The organism is Pseudomonas sp. 11/12A, assembly GCF_000800055.1.
In the GTDB taxonomy this organism is placed as follows: Bacteria; Pseudomonadota; Gammaproteobacteria; order Pseudomonadales; family Pseudomonadaceae; genus Aquipseudomonas; species Aquipseudomonas mohnii.
This window is the reverse complement of sequence record NZ_JUGV01000001.1, coordinates 3,056,700-3,074,352: the sequence shown is the minus strand read 5'-3', so window position 1 is coordinate 3,074,352 and position 17,653 is coordinate 3,056,700. Positions and strand designations below refer to the sequence as shown.

Below are 17,653 nucleotides of genomic sequence, written 5' to 3'. Positions count from 1 at the left end.
GCTCTCCGTCAGTGGCTGGCCGCCGTAGCGCCCATTTCGTTGACTTGCTGGAAGGTCGAAAAGCGCTCGAGGCCGAAAGGCTTGATCAGATCCGGCACCTTGCCGCCGCTGGCCACCAGTTCTGCCATGGTCTTGCCGCAGATCGGTGTAGCCTTGAAACCCCAGGTGCCCCAACCGGCGTCGAGGTAGTAATTTTTCACCGGCGAAAGCCCCATGATCGGGCTGTAATCCGGTGTCATGTCGGTGATCCCGGCCCATTGGCGCATCAGCTTGGCGTTGGCCAGAAACGGGAACATTTCGATGGCGTGCGCCAGCAGGCTCTCCTTCAGATCGAGCGTGGAGCGGGTGTTGAACAGCGGATAGGGATCGGAGCCGCCGCCGAACACCACCTCGCCACGGCTGGTCTGCTGTACGTAGCAATGCAGCGCCGAAGAGCTCACCAGCGGATCAAGGAACGGTTTGAATGGCTGAGTAACCATCGCTTGCAGCGGAAAGGTCTGGATCGGCGAACGAATCCCGGCCTTGGCCATCAGCAGCGAACTGTGCCCGGCGATTGCCTGCACGGCGCAGCCGCACTTGATGGTGCCTCGATTGGTCTTGACCGCGGTGATCGCACCGTTCTCGATGATCAGGTCCTGAACTTCGGTGAGTTGATGGATCTCCACGCCGCGTTTGGCCGCCTGCTTGGCGTAACCCCAGGCGACAGCGTCGTGGCGCGCGGTGGCGCCGTCGATGTGCCAGAGGCCCGCGATGACCGGCAGGTGACCGGGGTCGAGGTTGAGGCTGGGCACCAGTTCGCGAATCTGCTGGCGGTCGATCATTTCGGTGCGGCCACCGAAGTGCTTGTTGACCTCGGCCCGCTGACGGAACGAACGCACGGTGGCATCGGTGTGGGCCAGGGTCAGTTGGCCACGCTCGGAGTACATGATGTTGAAATCGAATTCGTTGGACAGGGACTGGAACATCCGCACCGACTCGGCATAGAAACGCACGCCCTCACTGGTCAGGTAGTTGGAGCGGATCACCGCCGTGTTACGTGCGGTATTGCCACCACCCAGATAGGACTTCTCCAATACCGCGATATTGGTAATACCGTGGTACTTGGCCAAGTAATAGGCGGTGGCCAGGCCGTGGCCGCCGGCACCGATGATCACCACGTCATAGCTCGGTTTGAGTTCCCGGGGCGGCGGTAGATCGACTTCCACCGGGTACTCCGAACTCAGCCCGTACTTCAATAGATTGAACGGCATAGGGCCTCCGATTGGCTGCGTTGCGCCTGATGTTGCATCTGGGCTGCGGTTACGGTGTTTTTCATCAAAAAGGCAATAGTCATCGGGCCGACGCCACCGGGAACCGGGGTGATCGCCGCGACGTGGGGCAGGGCGCTGTCGAAATCCACGTCGCCCACCAGACGGCTGCGGCCCTGGTCGTCGATGCGGTTGATGCCGACATCAATGACCACGGCGCCGGGTTTCAGCCAGCTGGCGTCGATCAGTTTCGGCCGCCCTGCGGCGGCGATGACGATGTCGGCCTGACGGCACAAGGCCTGCGGGTCCGGGCTGCGCGAATGCAGCACGGTCACTGAGCAATCAGCCTTGAGCAGCAGGGCGGCCATGGGTTTGCCGACAATATTCGAGCGGCCGATCACCACGGCGTGTTTACCGCGCAGATCGCCGCAGGTTTGCTCCAGCAGGTACAGGCAGCCGCTGGGTGTGCAGGGGGCGAGCACCGTGCGGCCCTGGCTGAGGCCACCGACGTTTTCACTGTGAAAACCATCGACGTCCTTGGCCGGGGCGATGGCCTCCAGGGCGCGCAATTCGTCGATGTGAGCCGGCAACGGCAATTGCAGCAAAATGCCGTTGATCGAACGGTCGGCATTCAACGTGGCAATCAGGTTCAGCAGTTGTTCGGTGCTGGTGTCGCTGGACAGTCGATGCTCCACGGAGCGAATGCCCACCTCTTCGGCGCGCAGAATCTTGTTGCGCACGTAAACCTGGCTGGCCGGGTCGCTGCCCACCAGAATCACCGCCAGGGCCGGTTGAATGTCTCGCTCGAGCAGGCCGTCCACGTCCTGGCGGACCTGAAGCAGAACGCGGGCGGCGGCGGCTTTGCCGTCAATCAATCTGGGCGTGTTCATCGAAAGATCACCGTTCTGTCCTGGTTGAGGAAAACCCGGTGTTCCAGGTGGTACTTGACCGCCTTGGACAGGGCCACGGTTTCGGTGTCACGACCGGTGGCGACCAGGTCGTCCGGCAGATACACGTGATCGACGCGCTGCACTTCCTGTTCAATGATTGGCCCTTCGTCGAGGTCGCTGGTGACGTAGTGCGCCGTAGCGCCGATCAGTTTCACCCCGCGTTGGTAGGCCTGGTGATAAGGCTTGGCACCTTTGAACCCTGGCAGGAACGAGTGATGGATGTTGATCGCCCGGCCCGAGAGTTGCTTGCACAGGTCATCGGAAAGGATCTGCATGTAGCGCGCCAACACCACCAGTTCGGTGCCAGTGTCGTCGACAACTTTCATCAGCTCGGCCTCCTGCCGGGCCTTGGTGTCTTTGGTCACCGGCAGGTAGATGAAGCGGATGCCCTCGCGCTCGGCCATGGGCCGCAGGTCCAGGTGGTTGGAGACGATGGCGGTGATGGTCATGTCCATCTCGCCCTTGTGGTAGCGGTAGAGCAGATCGGTCAGGCAATGGTCGAACTTGCTGACCATCAGCAGTACACGCATCGGTTCGCGGGTGTCGTGCAGTTCCCAGGTCATGTCGAATGCCTTGGCGACGTCGCTGAAGCCTTCCTTGATCTGCTGGATATCACCCAAGTGGCCGTCGTTGAAACGGAACACGGCGCGCATGAAAAAACGGCCGCTGAAGTCGTCGTCGAATTGCGCCATCTCCCCGATGTAGCAACCGTTGTCTGCCAGGTAGGTGGTGACGGCCGCGACGATACCGGACACTGCGGGACAGGTGATCTTGATGATGAAATGGTTTTTTTCGTGTTGCATGACACGTCCTCGGGAAGATGGCGGCAGCTCATCGCATAGCGAAAAAAACAGGGGTAAACAGCAATCTCGTCCGTGAGGGGGTTTTCTTATGGGGAATAAAATATTCCTGAAGTTGGCTTTATAGGGGAATGCCCGCGCCGCGTCCAGAATTTTTGTGAAAGTTTTTTAACTGGCAGGAAAACGCCTGAGGCCGACACAGGTCGGCCTCAGGGTTGGAATCAAGCAGGGATTGGGGCGGGGATTATTCTTTGTCGTTGCCGTAATTCATGATCGACAGCAGGCGGATCGGTACTTGCACCAGTTGTTCCGGGCCATGGGGGATTTCCCCTTCGAAAGTCAGGCTGTCACCGGCTTCCATGCGGTACAGCTGATTGCCATGGCGATAGATCAGTTCGCCTTCGAGCAGGTGGAGAAACTCGGTGCCCGGATGGGAGAAGGTCGGAAACTCCTCGCTGGCGTCATCCATGCTCACCATGTAGGCCTCGAAACTCTTCTTCGGCCCGCGCGTGTGATTGAGCAGATGGTAGGTATGGCCTTTCTCGGTTCCGCGGCGAACCACCTCCATGCCTTGATCGGCCTTGACCAGCTGCGCGCTGCCGTCTTGCTGGTCGTATTCACTGAACAGCTTCGACAGCGGCAGGCCGAGCACATCGCACAGGCGGCTCAGGGTATCGAGGCTGGTGGAGACCTGGGCGTTTTCAATTTTGCTCAACATGCCCTGGCTGATGTCGGCAATTTTCGCCACATCGGACAATTTCAGATCCTGCGCCTGGCGCTGGCGTTTGATTTGCAAACCCAGGTATTGCTCAAGCTTGAGGCGCGGGGCAGTTTCGGTCGGCATAGTCTTTAGATCCTGCACACTTTCTGTTCAGTAATATTAGTTTCGCACTGAGAAAGTGCAAATCACGGCGTTCCTTTCCATCCCGGTGGGCAATATTCCCTCCGGGAAAAGAATATTCCCATATATACAGCACAAAAGCGCTGGTTACGGCACTTCGGCTTTTCATTCGCGATTCTGGCAAGGGCCTTGCATTCCTGTTGGGAAACTTACTTTCTTTTCAGGAATATCAAAGGAAAGTGACGCCCATCCCCAATGATTTGCCCTTTTTCGCCAGGAGTGACGAGCAATGTTGCCAGCAGAAACCCAGCGCATCATCGACAAGCACGGGATCAAGTATGTGCTTGCGCAGTTTGTCGATATCCATGGTTCGGCCAAAACCAAATCGGTGCCGATCTGTGGACTCAAGGCCGTGGCCGAGGACGGCGCAGGTTTTGCCGGTTTCGCCATCAGTGGCATGGGCATGGAACCCCACGGTCCGGACTTCATGGCCCGTGGCGATTTGTCCACGCTGATGCCTGTGCCCTGGCAACCGGGTTATGGCCGGATCGTGTGCATCGGTCATGTCGACGGCAAGCCGCATCCTTATGACAGCCGTTACGTGCTGCAGCAGCAGGTTCGTCGCCTGGAAGACAAGGGCTGGACGCTCAACACCGGCCTGGAGCCCGAGTTCAACCTGATGCGCCGTGACGAGCAGGGCAAACTGCAGCTGGTCGATGCCAGCGACAACCTGGACAAGCCTTGCTACGACTACAAAGGCCTCTCGCGCTCCCGGGTGTTTCTCGAACGCCTGACCGAGGCGTTGCAAGCAGTGGATTTCGAGGTTTATCAAATCGACCACGAAGACGCCAATGGCCAGTTCGAGATCAATTACACCTACAGCGACGCCATGACCTCGGCGGATCGATTCACGTTCTTTCGCATGGCCGCCGGCGAGATCGCCAATGACTTGGGCATGATCTGCTCGTTCATGCCCAAGCCTGACCCGAAACGCGCCGGCAACGGCATGCACTTTCACCTGTCGATCAGCAGCGCCGAGAACAAGAACCTGTTCTTTGATGCCAGCGATCCGAGCGGCATGGGGCTGTCGAAAATGGCCTATCACTTCGCCGCTGGCCTGCTTGCCCATGGCCCGGCGCTCTGCGCTTTCGCCGCACCGACGGTCAACTCCTACAAGCGTCTGGTGGTGGGCCACTCGTTGTCCGGCGCGACCTGGGCGCCAGCCTTTATAGCCTTCGGCGCCAACAACCGTTCGGCGATGGTGCGGGTGCCCTACGGTCGCCTGGAATTTCGCCTGCCGGACGCCGGTTGCAACCCTTATCTGGTCAGCGCGGCGATTATCGCCGCGGGCCTCGACGGCATCGACCGCCAGCTGGAAATCGACCACGTCTGCAATGAAAACCTCTACAGCCTGAGCCTTGAGCAGATCGCTGCAAAGGGCATCAAAACCCTGCCGCAATCGCTCAAGGAAGCCTGCGACGCGCTGGAGGCCGACCCGCTGTTTGCCGAAGTGATGGGGCCGCAGATCGTTGGCGAATTCATCAAGCTCAAGCGCATGGAGTGGGTGGAGTACAGCCGCCATGTGAGTGATTGGGAAATCGCACGCTACACCGAGTTTTTCTGAGTCTGTTGGGCGGCAGCTACAAGCTGCAAGCGTCAAGCCGCAAGTCAAAGCGAGTGGGCGGCGTTTCGAAAACTTTCATGTCCATGCGGTCAGCTTGCAGCTTGCAGCTTGCCGCTCCCGAACGAAGTGAGGACTGTTTTTATGTGTGGAATCGTAGGCCTTTACCTGAAAAACCCGCAGCTGGAATCCCGGCTCGGCCAGCTCTTCGAACCGATGCTGCAGGCCATGACCGATCGTGGCCCGGACAGCGCAGGCTTCGCCATTTATGGCGATGAAGTGGCCGATGGCTGGGTCAAGCTGACCTTGCAGGCGACCACCGAAGCCTTCGACTGGAAAACCCTGATGGGCGAGCTCGAAGGCCGTCTGGGCTGTTCGCTGGACTGGTTTCAGAACGCCAGCGCCGCCGTATTGAAGATCCATTCGGAAGAAGCGCCAGTCCGTCTGGCCCTTGCCGAACTGGCCCCGAGCGTTCGCATCATGAGCGCCGGGCAGAGCATCGAAATCCTCAAGGGCATGGGCTTGCCCCAGGAAATTTCCCAACGCTTCGGCCTGGCCAGCATGAAGGGCAGCCACATCATCGGCCATACCCGCATGGCCACCGAAAGCGCGGTGACCATGGAAGGCAGCCATCCGTTTTCCACCGGCGCCGACCTGTGCCTGGTGCACAACGGTTCGCTGTCCAATCACTTTCGCCTGCGCCAGGAACTCAAGCGCGAAGGCATCCATTTCGAAACCGACAACGACACGGAAGTGGCCGCCGGCTACCTGACCTGGCGCCTGCAACAAGGCGACTCGCTCAAAGAAGCGCTGGATCATTCGCTGGAGGACCTGGACGGTTTCTTCACGTTCGCCATTGGCACTCGCAATGGCTTTGCGGTGATCCGCGACCCGATTGCCTGCAAACCGGCGATTCTCGCCGAGACCGACGATTACGTCGCCATGGCCTCCGAATATCAGGCGCTGTCGAGCCTGCCGGGTATCGAACACGCCAGGATCTGGGAGCCGGCACCGGCCACCCTGTACATCTGGGAACGCGAGTCAGCTTAAGGAGCGCACACATGAAAACCATCGATCTTTCCACTGCCACCGTGCGTGACCTCAATCAGGCGCTGCATGACCAGGCCAATAACGTCGAAGACCGCGAGTGGGTGGTGACTCATTCCAACGGCAAGCACAACCTCGCGGTTGGGGTGAACCAGGCCGTGTCCATCGATATCCAGGGGCACGCCGGCTACTACTGCGCGGGCATGAACCAGAAAGCGTGTATCACCGTGCATGGCAATGCCGGTGTCGGCGTCGCGGAAAACATGATGTCGGGCATGGTGCGGATCAAGGGCAGTGCGTCCCAGGCCGCAGGCGCCACCGCCCATGGCGGGTTATTGGTGATCGAAGGCGATGCCGGTGCCCGGTGTGGCATTTCCATGAAAGGCATCGACATTGTGGTCGGCGGCAGCATCGGCCACATGAGCTGCTTCATGGGTCAGGCCGGACGCCTGGTGGTGTGTGGCGATGCGGGTGATGCCCTGGGCGATTCGCTGTACGAAACCCACATCTATGTGCGGGGTACCGTCGCTTCCCTGGGCTCGGACTGCATCGAAAAAGAGATGCGCGCCGAACACCTGGAAGAACTGCAAGTCCTGCTCAACCGCGCCGGTTTCGAGCACAAGCCGGCTGAATTCAAGCGCTATGGCTCGGCCCGTCAGTTGTACAACTTCAAAGTCGATAACGCGTCCGCGTACTGATCCACGCGAGGAGAACAGATATGAGCGACAAGACCACTCCGGTGCTGCGCGAGTCAGCCACTTTCGACCGCCTGACCATCCAGGAAATCCAGCGCGCCGCGGAAACCGGCATCTACGACATTCGCGGCGGCGGCACCAAGCGTAAATTGCCGCACTTCGACGACTTGCTGCTGCTCGGCGCCAGCGTCTCGCGCTACCCGCTCGAAGGCTATCGCGAGAAGTGTGGCACCGATGTGATCCTCGGCAACCGGTTCGCCAAGAAGCCGATTCACCTGAAGATTCCGGTGACCATCGCCGGCATGAGCTTCGGTGCTTTGTCGGCCAATGCCAAGGAAGCCTTGGGCCGTGGCGCGACCATCGCGGGCACCAGCACCACCACGGGTGACGGCGGCATGACCCCGGAAGAACGCGGCCAGTCACAGCATTTGGTTTATCAGTATTTGCCATCGCGCTATGGCATGAACCCGGACGATCTGCGCAAGGCCGACGCCATTGAAATCGTCCTGGGGCAGGGCGCCAAACCCGGTGGCGGCGGAATGTTGCTGGGCATGAAAGTCACCGAACGCGTGGCCGGAATGCGCACTTTGCCGATTGGTGTCGACCAGCGCAGCGCCTGCCGTCACCCGGACTGGACCGGGCCGGATGACCTGGCGATCAAGATTGCCGAGATCCGGGAAATCACCGATTGGGAAAAACCGATCTACGTGAAAATCGGCGCGAGCCGACCGTACTACGACGTCAAGTTGGCGGTAAAAGCCGGGGCTGACGTGATTGTGCTCGACGGCATGCAAGGCGGCACTGCAGCCACTCAGGAAGTGTTCATCGAACACGTCGGGATTCCGATTTTGTCGGCCATTCCGCAAGCGGTACAGGCTTTGCAAGAGATGGGCATGCATCGCAAGGTTCAGCTGATCGTTTCCGGGGGAATTCGCAACGGTGCCGACGTCGCCAAGGCGATGGCGCTCGGTGCGGATGCGGTGGCCATCGGGACGGCGGCGCTGATTGCCTTGGGCGATAACCATCCACGCCTGGACGAGGAACTGAAGAAAATCGGCTCGGCCGCCGGTTTCTACGATGACTGGCAGAACGGCCGCGACCCGGCCGGTATTACCACGCAGGACCCGGAACTGTCCAAGCGCCTGGACCCGGTGGAAGGTGGTCGCCGTCTGGCCAACTACCTGCGCGTCATGGTGCTGGAGGCACAGACCATGGCACGGGCCTGCGGCAAGTCGCACCTGCACAACCTCGATCCCGAGGATCTGGTGGCGTTGACGGTAGAGTCGGCGGCCATGGCGCGGGTGCCGCTGGCGGGGACCAACTGGGTTCCGGGCTCTGGGTACTGAGACGAAACCTGTGGGAGCGAGCCTGCTCGCGATAGCGGTGTATCAGTCAGCTAAAAGGCTGCTGAACCAACCCCATCGCGAGCAGGCTCGCTCCCACAAGTCCTGTTCATGACATTTATATTCGAGAGGCCGAAAAGGCCCGTGTCTCATTCTTTATTGCTCGCTGCCAGACACTTTCCATTCTTTTGCAGGAGCTTTGAACATGATCAATCGTCTTCTCGGCAAAACCCTTCTCGGTGTACTGGCGGCCGGCGCACTCGCGCCGCTCGCCCAGGCGGCCGACGCACCCACCTTGAACACCGGCAGCACCGCCTGGATGGTGACTGCCACGGTGCTGGTGCTGTTCATGTGTCTGCCGGGCCTCGCATTGTTTTACGGCGGTCTGGTGCGGGCGAAAAACATGCTCTCGCTGTTTACCCAGTGCTTCGGCATCGCCGGCCTGGTCGGCGTGCTGTGGGTGATCTATGGCTACAGCATGGTGGTCGACAGTACCGGCATGGTTGAGGGGCAGGTGACGTTCAACAGTTTCGTCGGTGGCTTGAGCCGGGCCTTTCTGGCCGGCATGACCCCGGATAGCCTGGTTGGTGACATCCCGGAAGGCGTGTTTGTCACCTTCCAGATGACCTTCGCGATCATTACCCCGGCGCTGATTGCCGGTGCATTCGCCGAGCGCATGAAATTCTCGGCGGCGCTGTGGTTCATGGCGCTGTGGTTCACCCTGGTTTATGCGCCCGTGGCCCACATGGTCTGGGGTGGTTCGGGCGCTTTGATGCATAACTGGGGCGTTCTCGATTTTGCCGGCGGCACGGCGGTGCATATCAATGCCGGCGTTGCGGCTTTGGCGGCGTGCCTGATTCTCGGCAAGCGCAAGGGCTATCAGAATGCGCCGATGCCGGCCCACAACCTGAGCCTGACCATGACCGGTGCGGCGATGCTCTGGGTGGGCTGGTTCGGCTTCAATATCGGTTCCGGCGGCGGTCTCAATGGCACTTCGGGCATTGTCATGCTCAACACCCAACTGGGTGCTTGCGCGGGGATTCTCGGCTGGATGTTCACGGAGTGGTTCAAGGTCGGCAAGCCGAGTGCCTTGGGCCTGGCCAGCGGTGCCTTGGCCGGTTTGGTCGGCATTACCCCGGCGTGTGCGTATGTGGGCGTAGGCGGCGCATTGGCCATCGGTCTGCTGTGCGGGGTGTTCTGCTACCTGAGCGTTACCGTGCTGAAACGCCGCTTCGGTTATGACGACAGCCTCGACGTGTTTGGCTTGCACGGCATCGGCGGCATGATTGGCGCGGTATTGACCGGCGTGTTCTGCGTGCCGTCCCTGGGCGGTTTGGTGGAAGGCGTGAGCATGGGCGCTCAGGTCGTGGCGCAGATCAAGGGCGTGTTGCTGACGACGGTGTACTGCTTCGCTATCAGCTGGATCATTCTCAAGGTGATCAACGCCGTCATCGGCTTGCGTGCCGATGAATCGGTGGAAGACATGGGGCTGGATCTGGCTGAACACAACGAGAGTGCCTACAACCACTGATCGTTGCGATTGAACGACACGGCCCACCTTCGAGTGGGCCGTTTTCGTGGTGTTCAGATCAACGCTGCATCGCTGATCGACTTTCGCTAGCGCGCTTGGGCGGCACGCTGCAATTGACTGGCGATCAGGGTGTTCTTCAGCAGATACGCAATGGTCATCGGCCCCACACCTCCCGGAACCGGCGTGATCGCACGGGCAACAGTGCGCGCGCTGGCGTAGTCGACATCGCCCACCAAATGATTGCCGCCTTCATCGGTGATGCGATTGATGCCGACATCGATCACCACCGCTCCGGGTTTGAGCCAGCTCGCATCGATCAGCTTTGGCCGACCCACCGCTGCAACGACGATGTCCGCCAGTCGACACAGCGCCGGGGCATCGACGCTGCGCGAGTGGACCACGCTGACCGAGCAGTTGGCCTGCAACAGCAAGGTCGCCATGGGTTTGCCGACAATGTTCGAGCGGCCGATGACCACCGCGTGCAAGCCGCTCAAGTCACCGCAGGTTTCGTGCAGCAGGCGCATGCAGCCGCTGGGTGTGCAGGGGGTCAGTACTTCGATGCCTTGCACCAGGCCGCCGACGTTTTCCCGATGGAAGCCGTCCACGTCCTTGATCGGATCAATGGCATGAATCACCGCTCCTTCGTCGATATGGACCGGCAATGGCAGCTGCACCAGGATGCCGTTCACCGTGGCATCGGCATTCAGTTGCGCAATCAGTTCCAGTACTTGCGCCTGGCTGGCGGTTTCCGGCAGACGGTATTCAAGAGAGCGGATGCCTACGTCCTTGGCCCGCAGCAGTTTGTTGCGCACGTAGACCTCGCTGGCCGGGTCTTCACCGACCAGCAGCACGGCCAGGGCGGGGTAAATCTGCTGTCCGGCCAGGATCAGAACCTCTTCTCGAACTTCGTCGAGAACCTGGGCAGAGATGGCTTTGCCGTCGATAACGCGGGCAAGAGCGGGGGTGGTGCTGAGCAAAATAGTCACCGTCGTCTTGATTGATAGGGGGGGCGAAATGATCATCGAGGCGTCGTTGCGCCCCGATGATCCATCAGAGACCTGCAGGCAAGGGCGTTCAGGCTACCAGTTGATGGCAACCGTACACCACCAGTACACCCGCGATCAGCGTGGCATAAGGCAACCAGCCGGCGCGTTTTTGACCGGCATCGGCCTGAATGTACAGGTCGCTGAGCATCGCTTCCGGGAAGCGCCCTTTGTCCTGCACGTAGTGGCGGTAGCAGAACACCGGAAGAATCAACAGCGCCAGCAACAGGCCGGTCACCAGGGTGCCGGCGCCCCAGATATCGGCTCCCAGCCCCATGCACGCCAGGTTGACGAAGCTCAGTACGCCACCAGCGGCCAGGAGCACGGTCGGGGCCTTGTACGGGCGTACCCAGTCGGGACGGTCCAGGCGATGGATCCAGCCGGCATTGAGGTTGAGGAAGTTGAAGATGATGTAGCTGACGTTGGACGCGGCCAGCACGAACACATAATCGGACATCAGCAACAGCAGCAGGTTGAACGACAAGTCGGTCCACATCGCTGCGGTAGGCGCGCCGTGTTCGTTGGTGCGGCCCAGGTATTTCGGCAGCCAGCCATCGACTGACGCCTGATACAGGGTGCGCGAGGAGCCGGACATCGAGGTCATGATTGCCAGCAGCGTGGCCAGGACCAACATGATCAGCACGATGTTGGCCACCAGCTTGCCGCCGCCGATGCTGTCCGCCATGACCTGCCCGACGCCCATGCCGCTGTAGATCGCGGGTGACAGCAGACCGCTGTAGACCGCCGGTGTGACCACCGCGCCGCTGGCATCGAGCACCGCCGGGGTCACCAGTTGCCCGAGACCGAGGCTGCCCTGGAATGCCAGGGGCACCAGGGTGAACACCAGAATGCACAGCAGGCCGGCGTAGAAGATCGCCTTGAAGGTGTCACGCTTGGGGTCCTTGAATTCCCGGGTGTAGCACACGGCGGTTTCGAAGCCGTAAGTGGACCATGCGGCCATGAACAGGCCGCCGGCCATTAACGACCAACCGGAAATGTCCCAAGGCCCGTCGATCACTTGCCCGGCCGCGTCATGGGCCAGCGGGTACAGGGGCAGGAAGTTGGCCTGGGCCGCGTCCCCGGTGAACAGCGGCACCACACCCACCAACAACAGAGGAATCAGCGAGGTCACCCCAAGCACCAGCGTCAGGCGTGCCGAGCGCAAGATGCCGCCATGCTGCACGGCGAACACCGTCAGTAAAATCAACAGGCCGATGGCGAACGTCGCGTTGACCCTTAGCGACAGACCGCTCTTGACCCAACCCAGATCGAGCAGGGTCAGTTGCCAGGTATTGATCAGCGCATCAGCGGGGAACAATGCGGTGAGGATGTAACCGGCTGCCAGCCCCGAGCCAATGGACAGTACCGGGGACCAGGCCAGCCAGTTGCACCACACCGAGACCGGTGCGATCAGTTTGCTGTAACGCACCCAGGCCACCGCGCCGTAGACGGAGGCACCGCCGGACTTGTGCGGGAACAGTCCGGCAATTTCGGCATAGGTAAAGGCCTGGATAAACCCGAACAGGATCGACACGATCCAGACAATCCAGGCCGGTTTGCCGACCGTGGCGGCGATCGCGCCGATAGAAAACAGCACCAGGGCGGGCACGCCACTGGCAACCCAGAACGCCCCGCGCCAATCGATCTTGCGCTGCAGGCTGCCCACTGAACCGGCGGCCTGCGGTACGGCCTCGAACGTAGTCGCTTCCATCTTCGTATTCCCATGTCTGAAAAAAAGCAGGACCCCGTAGTAGCGAGCCTGCTCGCGATGGACAACCAGGCACCGCGAACAGTCAGGCAACCCGCGTTATCGTTGACGTTCATCGCGAGCTGGCTCGCTCCTACAGGTGTGTATGGGCAGTCAAAAGGTTAATCAGCTGCGTACCCGGCTCTTGTCCGGGTCGTAGAAAATCGCGGCGGTGACCGTGGCGCTGATGCGCTTCTGCAGGCCATCGACTTTGCCGATCTCCAACGCTGTGCCGATATCGGCGCAGGCCACGTCGACCCGGCACAGCGCGATATTGCTGCCCAGCAGCGGTGAGCGGCAGGCACTGGTGACTACGCCGACCTGGGCCCGGCCGCGGTACACCGGGTCGCCGTGGTGGGCGCCTTCGTTACCGCTCAGCTGCAGGCCCACCAGTTTGTGAGCGGGATGGGTACTGCGCCGTAACAGGGCGTCGCGACCGATGAAGTCATCGGTTTTGCTTTTTAGCGGCACACTAAAACCGATGCCCGCTTCAAAGGGGTCGGTCTGGTCGCTGAACTCGTAGCCGGCAAAGATCAGCCCGGCTTCGATGCGCAGCATGTCCAGGGCCTCCAGGCCCAGTGGCACCAGGCCCAAGGGCTGGCCCAGAGCCCAGATCCGGTCCCAGACCCGTTCGGCATCCTCGGGCTGGCACCAGACTTCGTAGCCCAGTTCGCCGGTGTAGCCGGTGCGCGAGATCATCAGCGGGCAACCGTCGTAACCGTCCAGGCGGCCAACAAGAAAACGGAACCAGCCCAGTGTCTCCAGACTCGGCTGGTTGGGCGCGGTCCAGACCATCTGTTTGAGCAACTCTCGGCTCATCGGGCCTTGCACCGCCAGGTTATGGATCTGCTCGCTGGCGGATTTGATCCAGACCTTCATGCCGAGTTTTTGCGCCTGCTCGCGCAGCCACACCCCGGCGTAGTCTTCGCCGCAGATCCAGCGGAAATTGTCCGGGCCCAGGCGTAGCAGGGTACCGTCGTCGAGCATGCCGCCGTGTTCGTGGCACATCGCCGAGTACACCACTTGACCCACCGCCAGGCGCCGCACGTCGCGGGTCAGGCAGTACTGCAACAAGGCTTCGGCGTCCGGGCCGATGATTTCGAATTTGCGCAGGGCGGTCAGGTCCATCACCGCCACTCGTTCGCGGCAACCGAGGTATTCCTCGATCGCGCCATAGCCGTCATAGCGCAGCGGCAGCCACCAGTTGCGGTAGTCGACGAAGCTGCCGGTCAAGGCGCTGGTGCGTGAGTGGAACGCGGACTCACGGGTAAGAATCGGGTCGGCATCAGCCGTGGGTCGAGTGCTCATGGCGATGGAAAAACGCTCCTTTTCGCTATAGATGCGGACATGGATATCGGTTGGGTTCCAGCCATTGGCCGGGTCAATGTCATCCGGGCACGAAGTACTGCCGCACACCAAGTCGGTCATGGCGCGCAGCAGCACGTAGTCGCCGGGACGCGACCAGGGTTCGTCAAGGGTCATCTGCTGGTGTGCGTCGATCCCGGTATTGAAGAAAAAATTGATCGCCGGCCAGCCATTGCGGGCCTTGACCCCATGGGACGCGAGCACGCGGCTGAGGTTGTCACTGCAGTTGTCGTGCCCGAAGTAGCCATGGCTCTCGTAATAGCGCGCGGCGCAGGCCAGGGCGAAGGCGTCGTGGCGGCCGACGGTGTCGCGCACCACCTCCAGCATCGGTTGCATCTGCCGGTCGAAAAACTTTGAGAACAGTCCCGGTGCCGGGTAGGCGCTGCCGTTCAGGGTGCGGGTCACGGTCTGGTCCAGGTCCAGTTCCAGACCGCGATCCAGTGCCCGTCGATCCAGAGCGACGAAGTCCGAGCACTGGCGACCGGCGACATCCAGCACCTGCACATACTGACCTTTGCCAACGGTGTAACTGTGGGCGGTGCCGGCGCCGAGGGTGAACTCGTCGAGCAACTCGCCCAAGGGTTCGGGCAACACGGGGAGCAGCAGCGGCGAGGGATTGGCCCGAGTCACCAGCAGCCGCAGCTCGCTGGGCCGGTATTGCCGGTCAACGGCGGTCGGTCCGTCGGGGGCCGCGACGATCACCAGTAGCTCATCGCTGGCGACGAAGCTCCGGCTGAAGTCGGCAGGGCTGTCCTCGTCCCAGAGTGAGGCGGCGCTGGGCAGATGTTGGGGATCAATCGCGCGCTGGATCAGCGCCTGGCCAATGCGACGCGACTGCAAGGTCGGTTCAGCGAGCCGCGCACCGATAAACCCGCAGGCCGTCGAACCGCTCAGTGCCCAGGCCGCCAGGGCGCTACGACCGAGCCTATCCACGACCAGCAATTGGCAAGGTTGCCGGCCTTCGAGGTCGATCACTTGCAGGCTGTCGCCAGGCTGCAACGCGACAAGGGTCAGGCCACCGGCAGCCACCCGATAGCGCTCCAGGGCCGGGGCCCGGGCAAAGAGTCCGGGTTCCCGCGGGCGGGAAACACGAGGTGCGTTCATGGTGAGGCTCCCGGTCAACCGATCGACTTGACGGACATCGGCGGTTCAGCGAGGTACGCCGCCATGGAGTCGTCAAGGGCATGCAGCCAGGGCGTGTGGTGGGGGGGCGATTGGGTGCCGGTCATCAGCGATCGGTAGGACTTGTCACGGTAACCCATGATGTCGTGGGCCTTGTCGTGCTTCCAGTGCATGAAGGTGTCGTTGACCGCGGCGATATCGAAGTTCGGGTAGTCGGTGGCGTCCACCAGGTGCTGGATATAGGCCCCCTGGTATTCGAACATCTGCTGGTTGGTTTCAAGCTGCTGTTCACGGGCATGCCATTGCTGGCTATCGGCGGCTCTTTGTGCCTGGTCGGGCAGGGCGATGCGTTGCAGGATCACGTCGCGGGCGTACCAGGCCTGGGCGTCGAACATGTTGAACGAGTACCACTGGTCCTGCATGCCGAGGTAGATCAGTTGCGGGTTGGGTTCCCAGAAAATGCCTTTGTAGAGGTTCATCGGCCATAACCGATTGTCGGTCTTGAGGCGCAGTTCGTCGGGCAGGAAGGGGAAGTGATGTTGGTAGCCGGTGCAGAGGATCACCGCATCGATGTGTTTGTGGGTGCCGTCGATAAAGTACGCGCGGTTTTTTTCCAGGCGCTGCAACAGCGGTTTTTCTTCCCAGTTGGCGGGCCAGTCATAGCCCATGGGCGCGGTGCGGTAGCAGCTTGTGATGCTGCGGGCGCCGTACTTGTAGCACTGTGAACCGATGTCTTCGGCGGAATAGCTGCTGCCGATGATCAACAGATCCTTGCCCTTGAACTCCAGCGCCTCGCGGAAATCATGGGCGTGCAGGATGCGCCCGCCGAACTGCTCGAATCCGGGGAAATACGGCGTCTTCGGCGTCGAAAAGTGCCCGCAGGCGTTGATCACGTAATCGAATTGTTCCGAGGTCTGGGTATCGCTGTCGTGGTCGTGGGCGACCACCGTGAAGCGGCGAGTCTCTTCGTCAAAGGTGACCTGGCGCACCACATGGTTGAAACGGATGTAGTCGCGAACCCCGGCTTTTTCGACACGGCCCTTGATGTAGTCCCACAGCACTTCCCGTGGAGGGTAGGAGCCGATGGGGCGGCCAAAATGTTCTTCGAAGGTGTAGTCGGCGAACTCCAGGCATTCCTTCGGGCCGTTCGACCACAGGTAGCGGTACATGCTGCCATGCACCGGTTCGCCGTTCTCGTCCAGGCCGGTGCGCCAGGTGTAATTCCACATGCCACCCCAGTCTTGCTGTTTTTCATAACAGACCAGTTCCGGGATGGGCGTTCCCTGGTCCCTGGCCGATTGAAATGCCCGCAGTTGAGCCATGCCGCAAGGGCCGGCGCCGATGATTGCAACGCGTGTGGTCATGGTCGTATCTCCTGGATGTTGATCGGGAAAAGGGCTCGCTCAGCGAAAAATCACCGTCTTGTCCTGGTTGATGAACACCCGGTGTTCCAGGTGGTATTTCAGGGCTTTGGAAAGCGCTACGGTTTCGGTGTCGCGGCCGATGGCGACCAGCGCATCGGGCAGGTAGGTGTGATCGACTCGCTGGATTTCCTGCTCGATGATTGGCCCCTCGTCGAGGTCGCTGGTGACGTAGTGGGCGGTGGCGCCGATCAGCTTCACGCCACGGTCGTAGGCCTGGTGATAGGGCTTGGCACCCTTGAAACCGGGCAGGAACGAGTGATGGATGTTGATAGCCCGGCCGGACAGCTGCTGGCACAGGCTGTCGGACAGAATCTGCATGTAGCGGGCGAGCACCACCAGGTCGGTCTGAGTGTCCTCGACGATGCGCATCAACTCGGCTTCCTGGCTGGCCTTGCTGTCCTTGGTGATTGGCAGGTAGATGAAGCGAATGCCTTCGCGTTCGGCCATGGCTCGCAGGTCCAGGTGGTTGGAGACCACTGCGGTGATGTGCATGTCCATCTCGCCTTTGCGGTGGCGGTACAGCAGGTCAGTCAGGCAGTGGTCGAACTTGCTGACCATCAGCAGCACCCGGGTCGGCTGACTGCTGCAGAACAGCTGCCACCGCATGTCGAAGCCGCAGGCCAGGTCGCCCAGATGCTCGCGCAGGGCACCGATATCGCCCTTCACGCCGGTGTTGAAGCGGAACACCGCGCGCATGAAAAATTGCCCGGTGAACTCGTCGTCGAATTGCGCCAGCTCGCTGATGTAGCACTGCTGTCCGGCCAGGCAGGTGGTGATCGCGGCAACGATGCCGGACGCTGCCGGGCAATTGATCTTGAGAATGTAATGTTCGTTGGTAGTGTCCATCGAGAGTCCCCTGGAGACAGTGGTTGGAGGC

14 protein-coding genes are annotated in these 17,653 nt (G+C 61.0%); 5 read left to right on the top strand and 9 right to left on the bottom strand.

Annotated features, from left to right (window positions below; genetic code table 11):
• Window positions 1-8: 8 nt before the first annotated feature.
• From GQ39_RS14120 to GQ39_RS14105, 4 genes are all read right to left on the bottom strand, one after another.
• Complete coding sequence (locus GQ39_RS14120; RefSeq protein ID WP_047530857.1) at window positions 9-1,250, bottom strand: FAD-dependent oxidoreductase; 1,242 nt, start codon at window positions 1,248-1,250, stop codon at window positions 9-11.
• Entirely contained in the window at window positions 1,232-2,137 is a 906-nt protein-coding gene (gene folD / locus GQ39_RS14115; protein WP_047530855.1) for a bifunctional methylenetetrahydrofolate dehydrogenase/methenyltetrahydrofolate cyclohydrolase FolD, read from the bottom strand. Before folD ends, GQ39_RS14120 begins: the two co-directional genes overlap by 19 nt.
• Complete coding sequence (gene purU, locus GQ39_RS14110; RefSeq protein WP_047530853.1) at window positions 2,134-3,000, bottom strand: formyltetrahydrofolate deformylase; 867 nt, start codon at window positions 2,998-3,000, stop codon at window positions 2,134-2,136. The genes folD and purU (GQ39_RS14110) overlap by 4 nt, the downstream gene beginning before the upstream one ends.
• Before the next feature lie 241 nt (window positions 3,001-3,241).
• Window positions 3,242-3,841: a helix-turn-helix domain-containing protein gene (locus GQ39_RS14105; RefSeq protein ID WP_008003699.1), complete on the bottom strand. Its 600-nt coding sequence runs from the start codon at window positions 3,839-3,841 to the stop codon at window positions 3,242-3,244.
• A gap of 286 nt (window positions 3,842-4,127) precedes the next feature.
• Between GQ39_RS14105 and glnT the strand changes: the two genes are divergently transcribed.
• The 5 genes from glnT (at window position 4,128) to GQ39_RS14080 (ending at window position 10,075) form a co-directional block, all read left to right on the top strand.
• Entirely contained in the window at window positions 4,128-5,462 is a 1,335-nt protein-coding gene (gene glnT / locus GQ39_RS14100) for a type III glutamate--ammonia ligase (RefSeq protein ID WP_047530849.1), read from the top strand.
• A gap of 141 nt (window positions 5,463-5,603) precedes the next feature.
• The gene (locus GQ39_RS14095; RefSeq protein WP_047530847.1) at window positions 5,604-6,509 is read left to right on the top strand and encodes a class II glutamine amidotransferase; all 906 of its coding nucleotides are present in this window, start codon (window positions 5,604-5,606) and stop codon (window positions 6,507-6,509) included.
• An 11-nt stretch (window positions 6,510-6,520) separates the two neighbouring features.
• On the top strand, window positions 6,521-7,204 hold the full coding sequence (locus GQ39_RS14090; protein WP_047530845.1) for a protein glxC: 684 nt from the start codon (window positions 6,521-6,523) through the stop codon (window positions 7,202-7,204).
• A gap of 20 nt (window positions 7,205-7,224) precedes the next feature.
• A complete protein-coding gene (locus tag GQ39_RS14085; RefSeq protein ID WP_047530843.1) occupies window positions 7,225-8,547 on the top strand; it encodes an FMN-binding glutamate synthase family protein in 1,323 nt (440 codons plus the stop codon).
• 202 nt (window positions 8,548-8,749) lie between these two features.
• Window positions 8,750-10,075, top strand: coding sequence for an ammonium transporter (locus tag GQ39_RS14080; RefSeq protein ID WP_047530841.1), 1,326 nt, complete (start codon window positions 8,750-8,752; stop codon window positions 10,073-10,075).
• 86 nt (window positions 10,076-10,161) lie between these two features.
• On the opposite strand, the gene GQ39_RS14075 is transcribed toward GQ39_RS14080, so the two are convergent.
• The 5 genes from GQ39_RS14075 to purU (GQ39_RS14055) all read right to left on the bottom strand — a co-directional run bounded on the left by GQ39_RS14075 (window position 10,162) and on the right by purU (GQ39_RS14055) (window position 17,622).
• Window positions 10,162-11,052 carry a bifunctional 5,10-methylenetetrahydrofolate dehydrogenase/5,10-methenyltetrahydrofolate cyclohydrolase gene (locus GQ39_RS14075; protein WP_177329353.1) on the bottom strand — a complete coding sequence of 297 codons (891 nt, stop codon included), beginning with the start codon at window positions 11,050-11,052 and terminating at the stop codon, window positions 10,162-10,164.
• Window positions 11,053-11,149: 97 nt separating this feature from the next.
• Window positions 11,150-12,829, bottom strand: a complete 1,680-nt coding sequence (locus tag GQ39_RS14070; RefSeq protein ID WP_047530839.1) for an APC family permease — start codon at window positions 12,827-12,829, stop codon at window positions 11,150-11,152.
• 162 nt (window positions 12,830-12,991) lie between these two features.
• On the bottom strand, window positions 12,992-15,334 hold the full coding sequence (locus GQ39_RS14065) for a DUF1989 domain-containing protein (RefSeq protein ID WP_047530837.1): 2,343 nt from the start codon (window positions 15,332-15,334) through the stop codon (window positions 12,992-12,994).
• Window positions 15,335-15,348: 14 nt separating this feature from the next.
• Window positions 15,349-16,716, bottom strand: coding sequence for an NAD(P)-binding domain-containing protein (locus tag GQ39_RS14060; protein ID WP_047530835.1), 1,368 nt, complete (start codon window positions 16,714-16,716; stop codon window positions 15,349-15,351).
• Window positions 16,717-16,755: 39 nt separating this feature from the next.
• Window positions 16,756-17,622: a formyltetrahydrofolate deformylase gene (gene purU, locus GQ39_RS14055; protein ID WP_047530833.1), complete on the bottom strand. Its 867-nt coding sequence runs from the start codon at window positions 17,620-17,622 to the stop codon at window positions 16,756-16,758.
• Window positions 17,623-17,653: the final 31 nt, after the last annotated feature.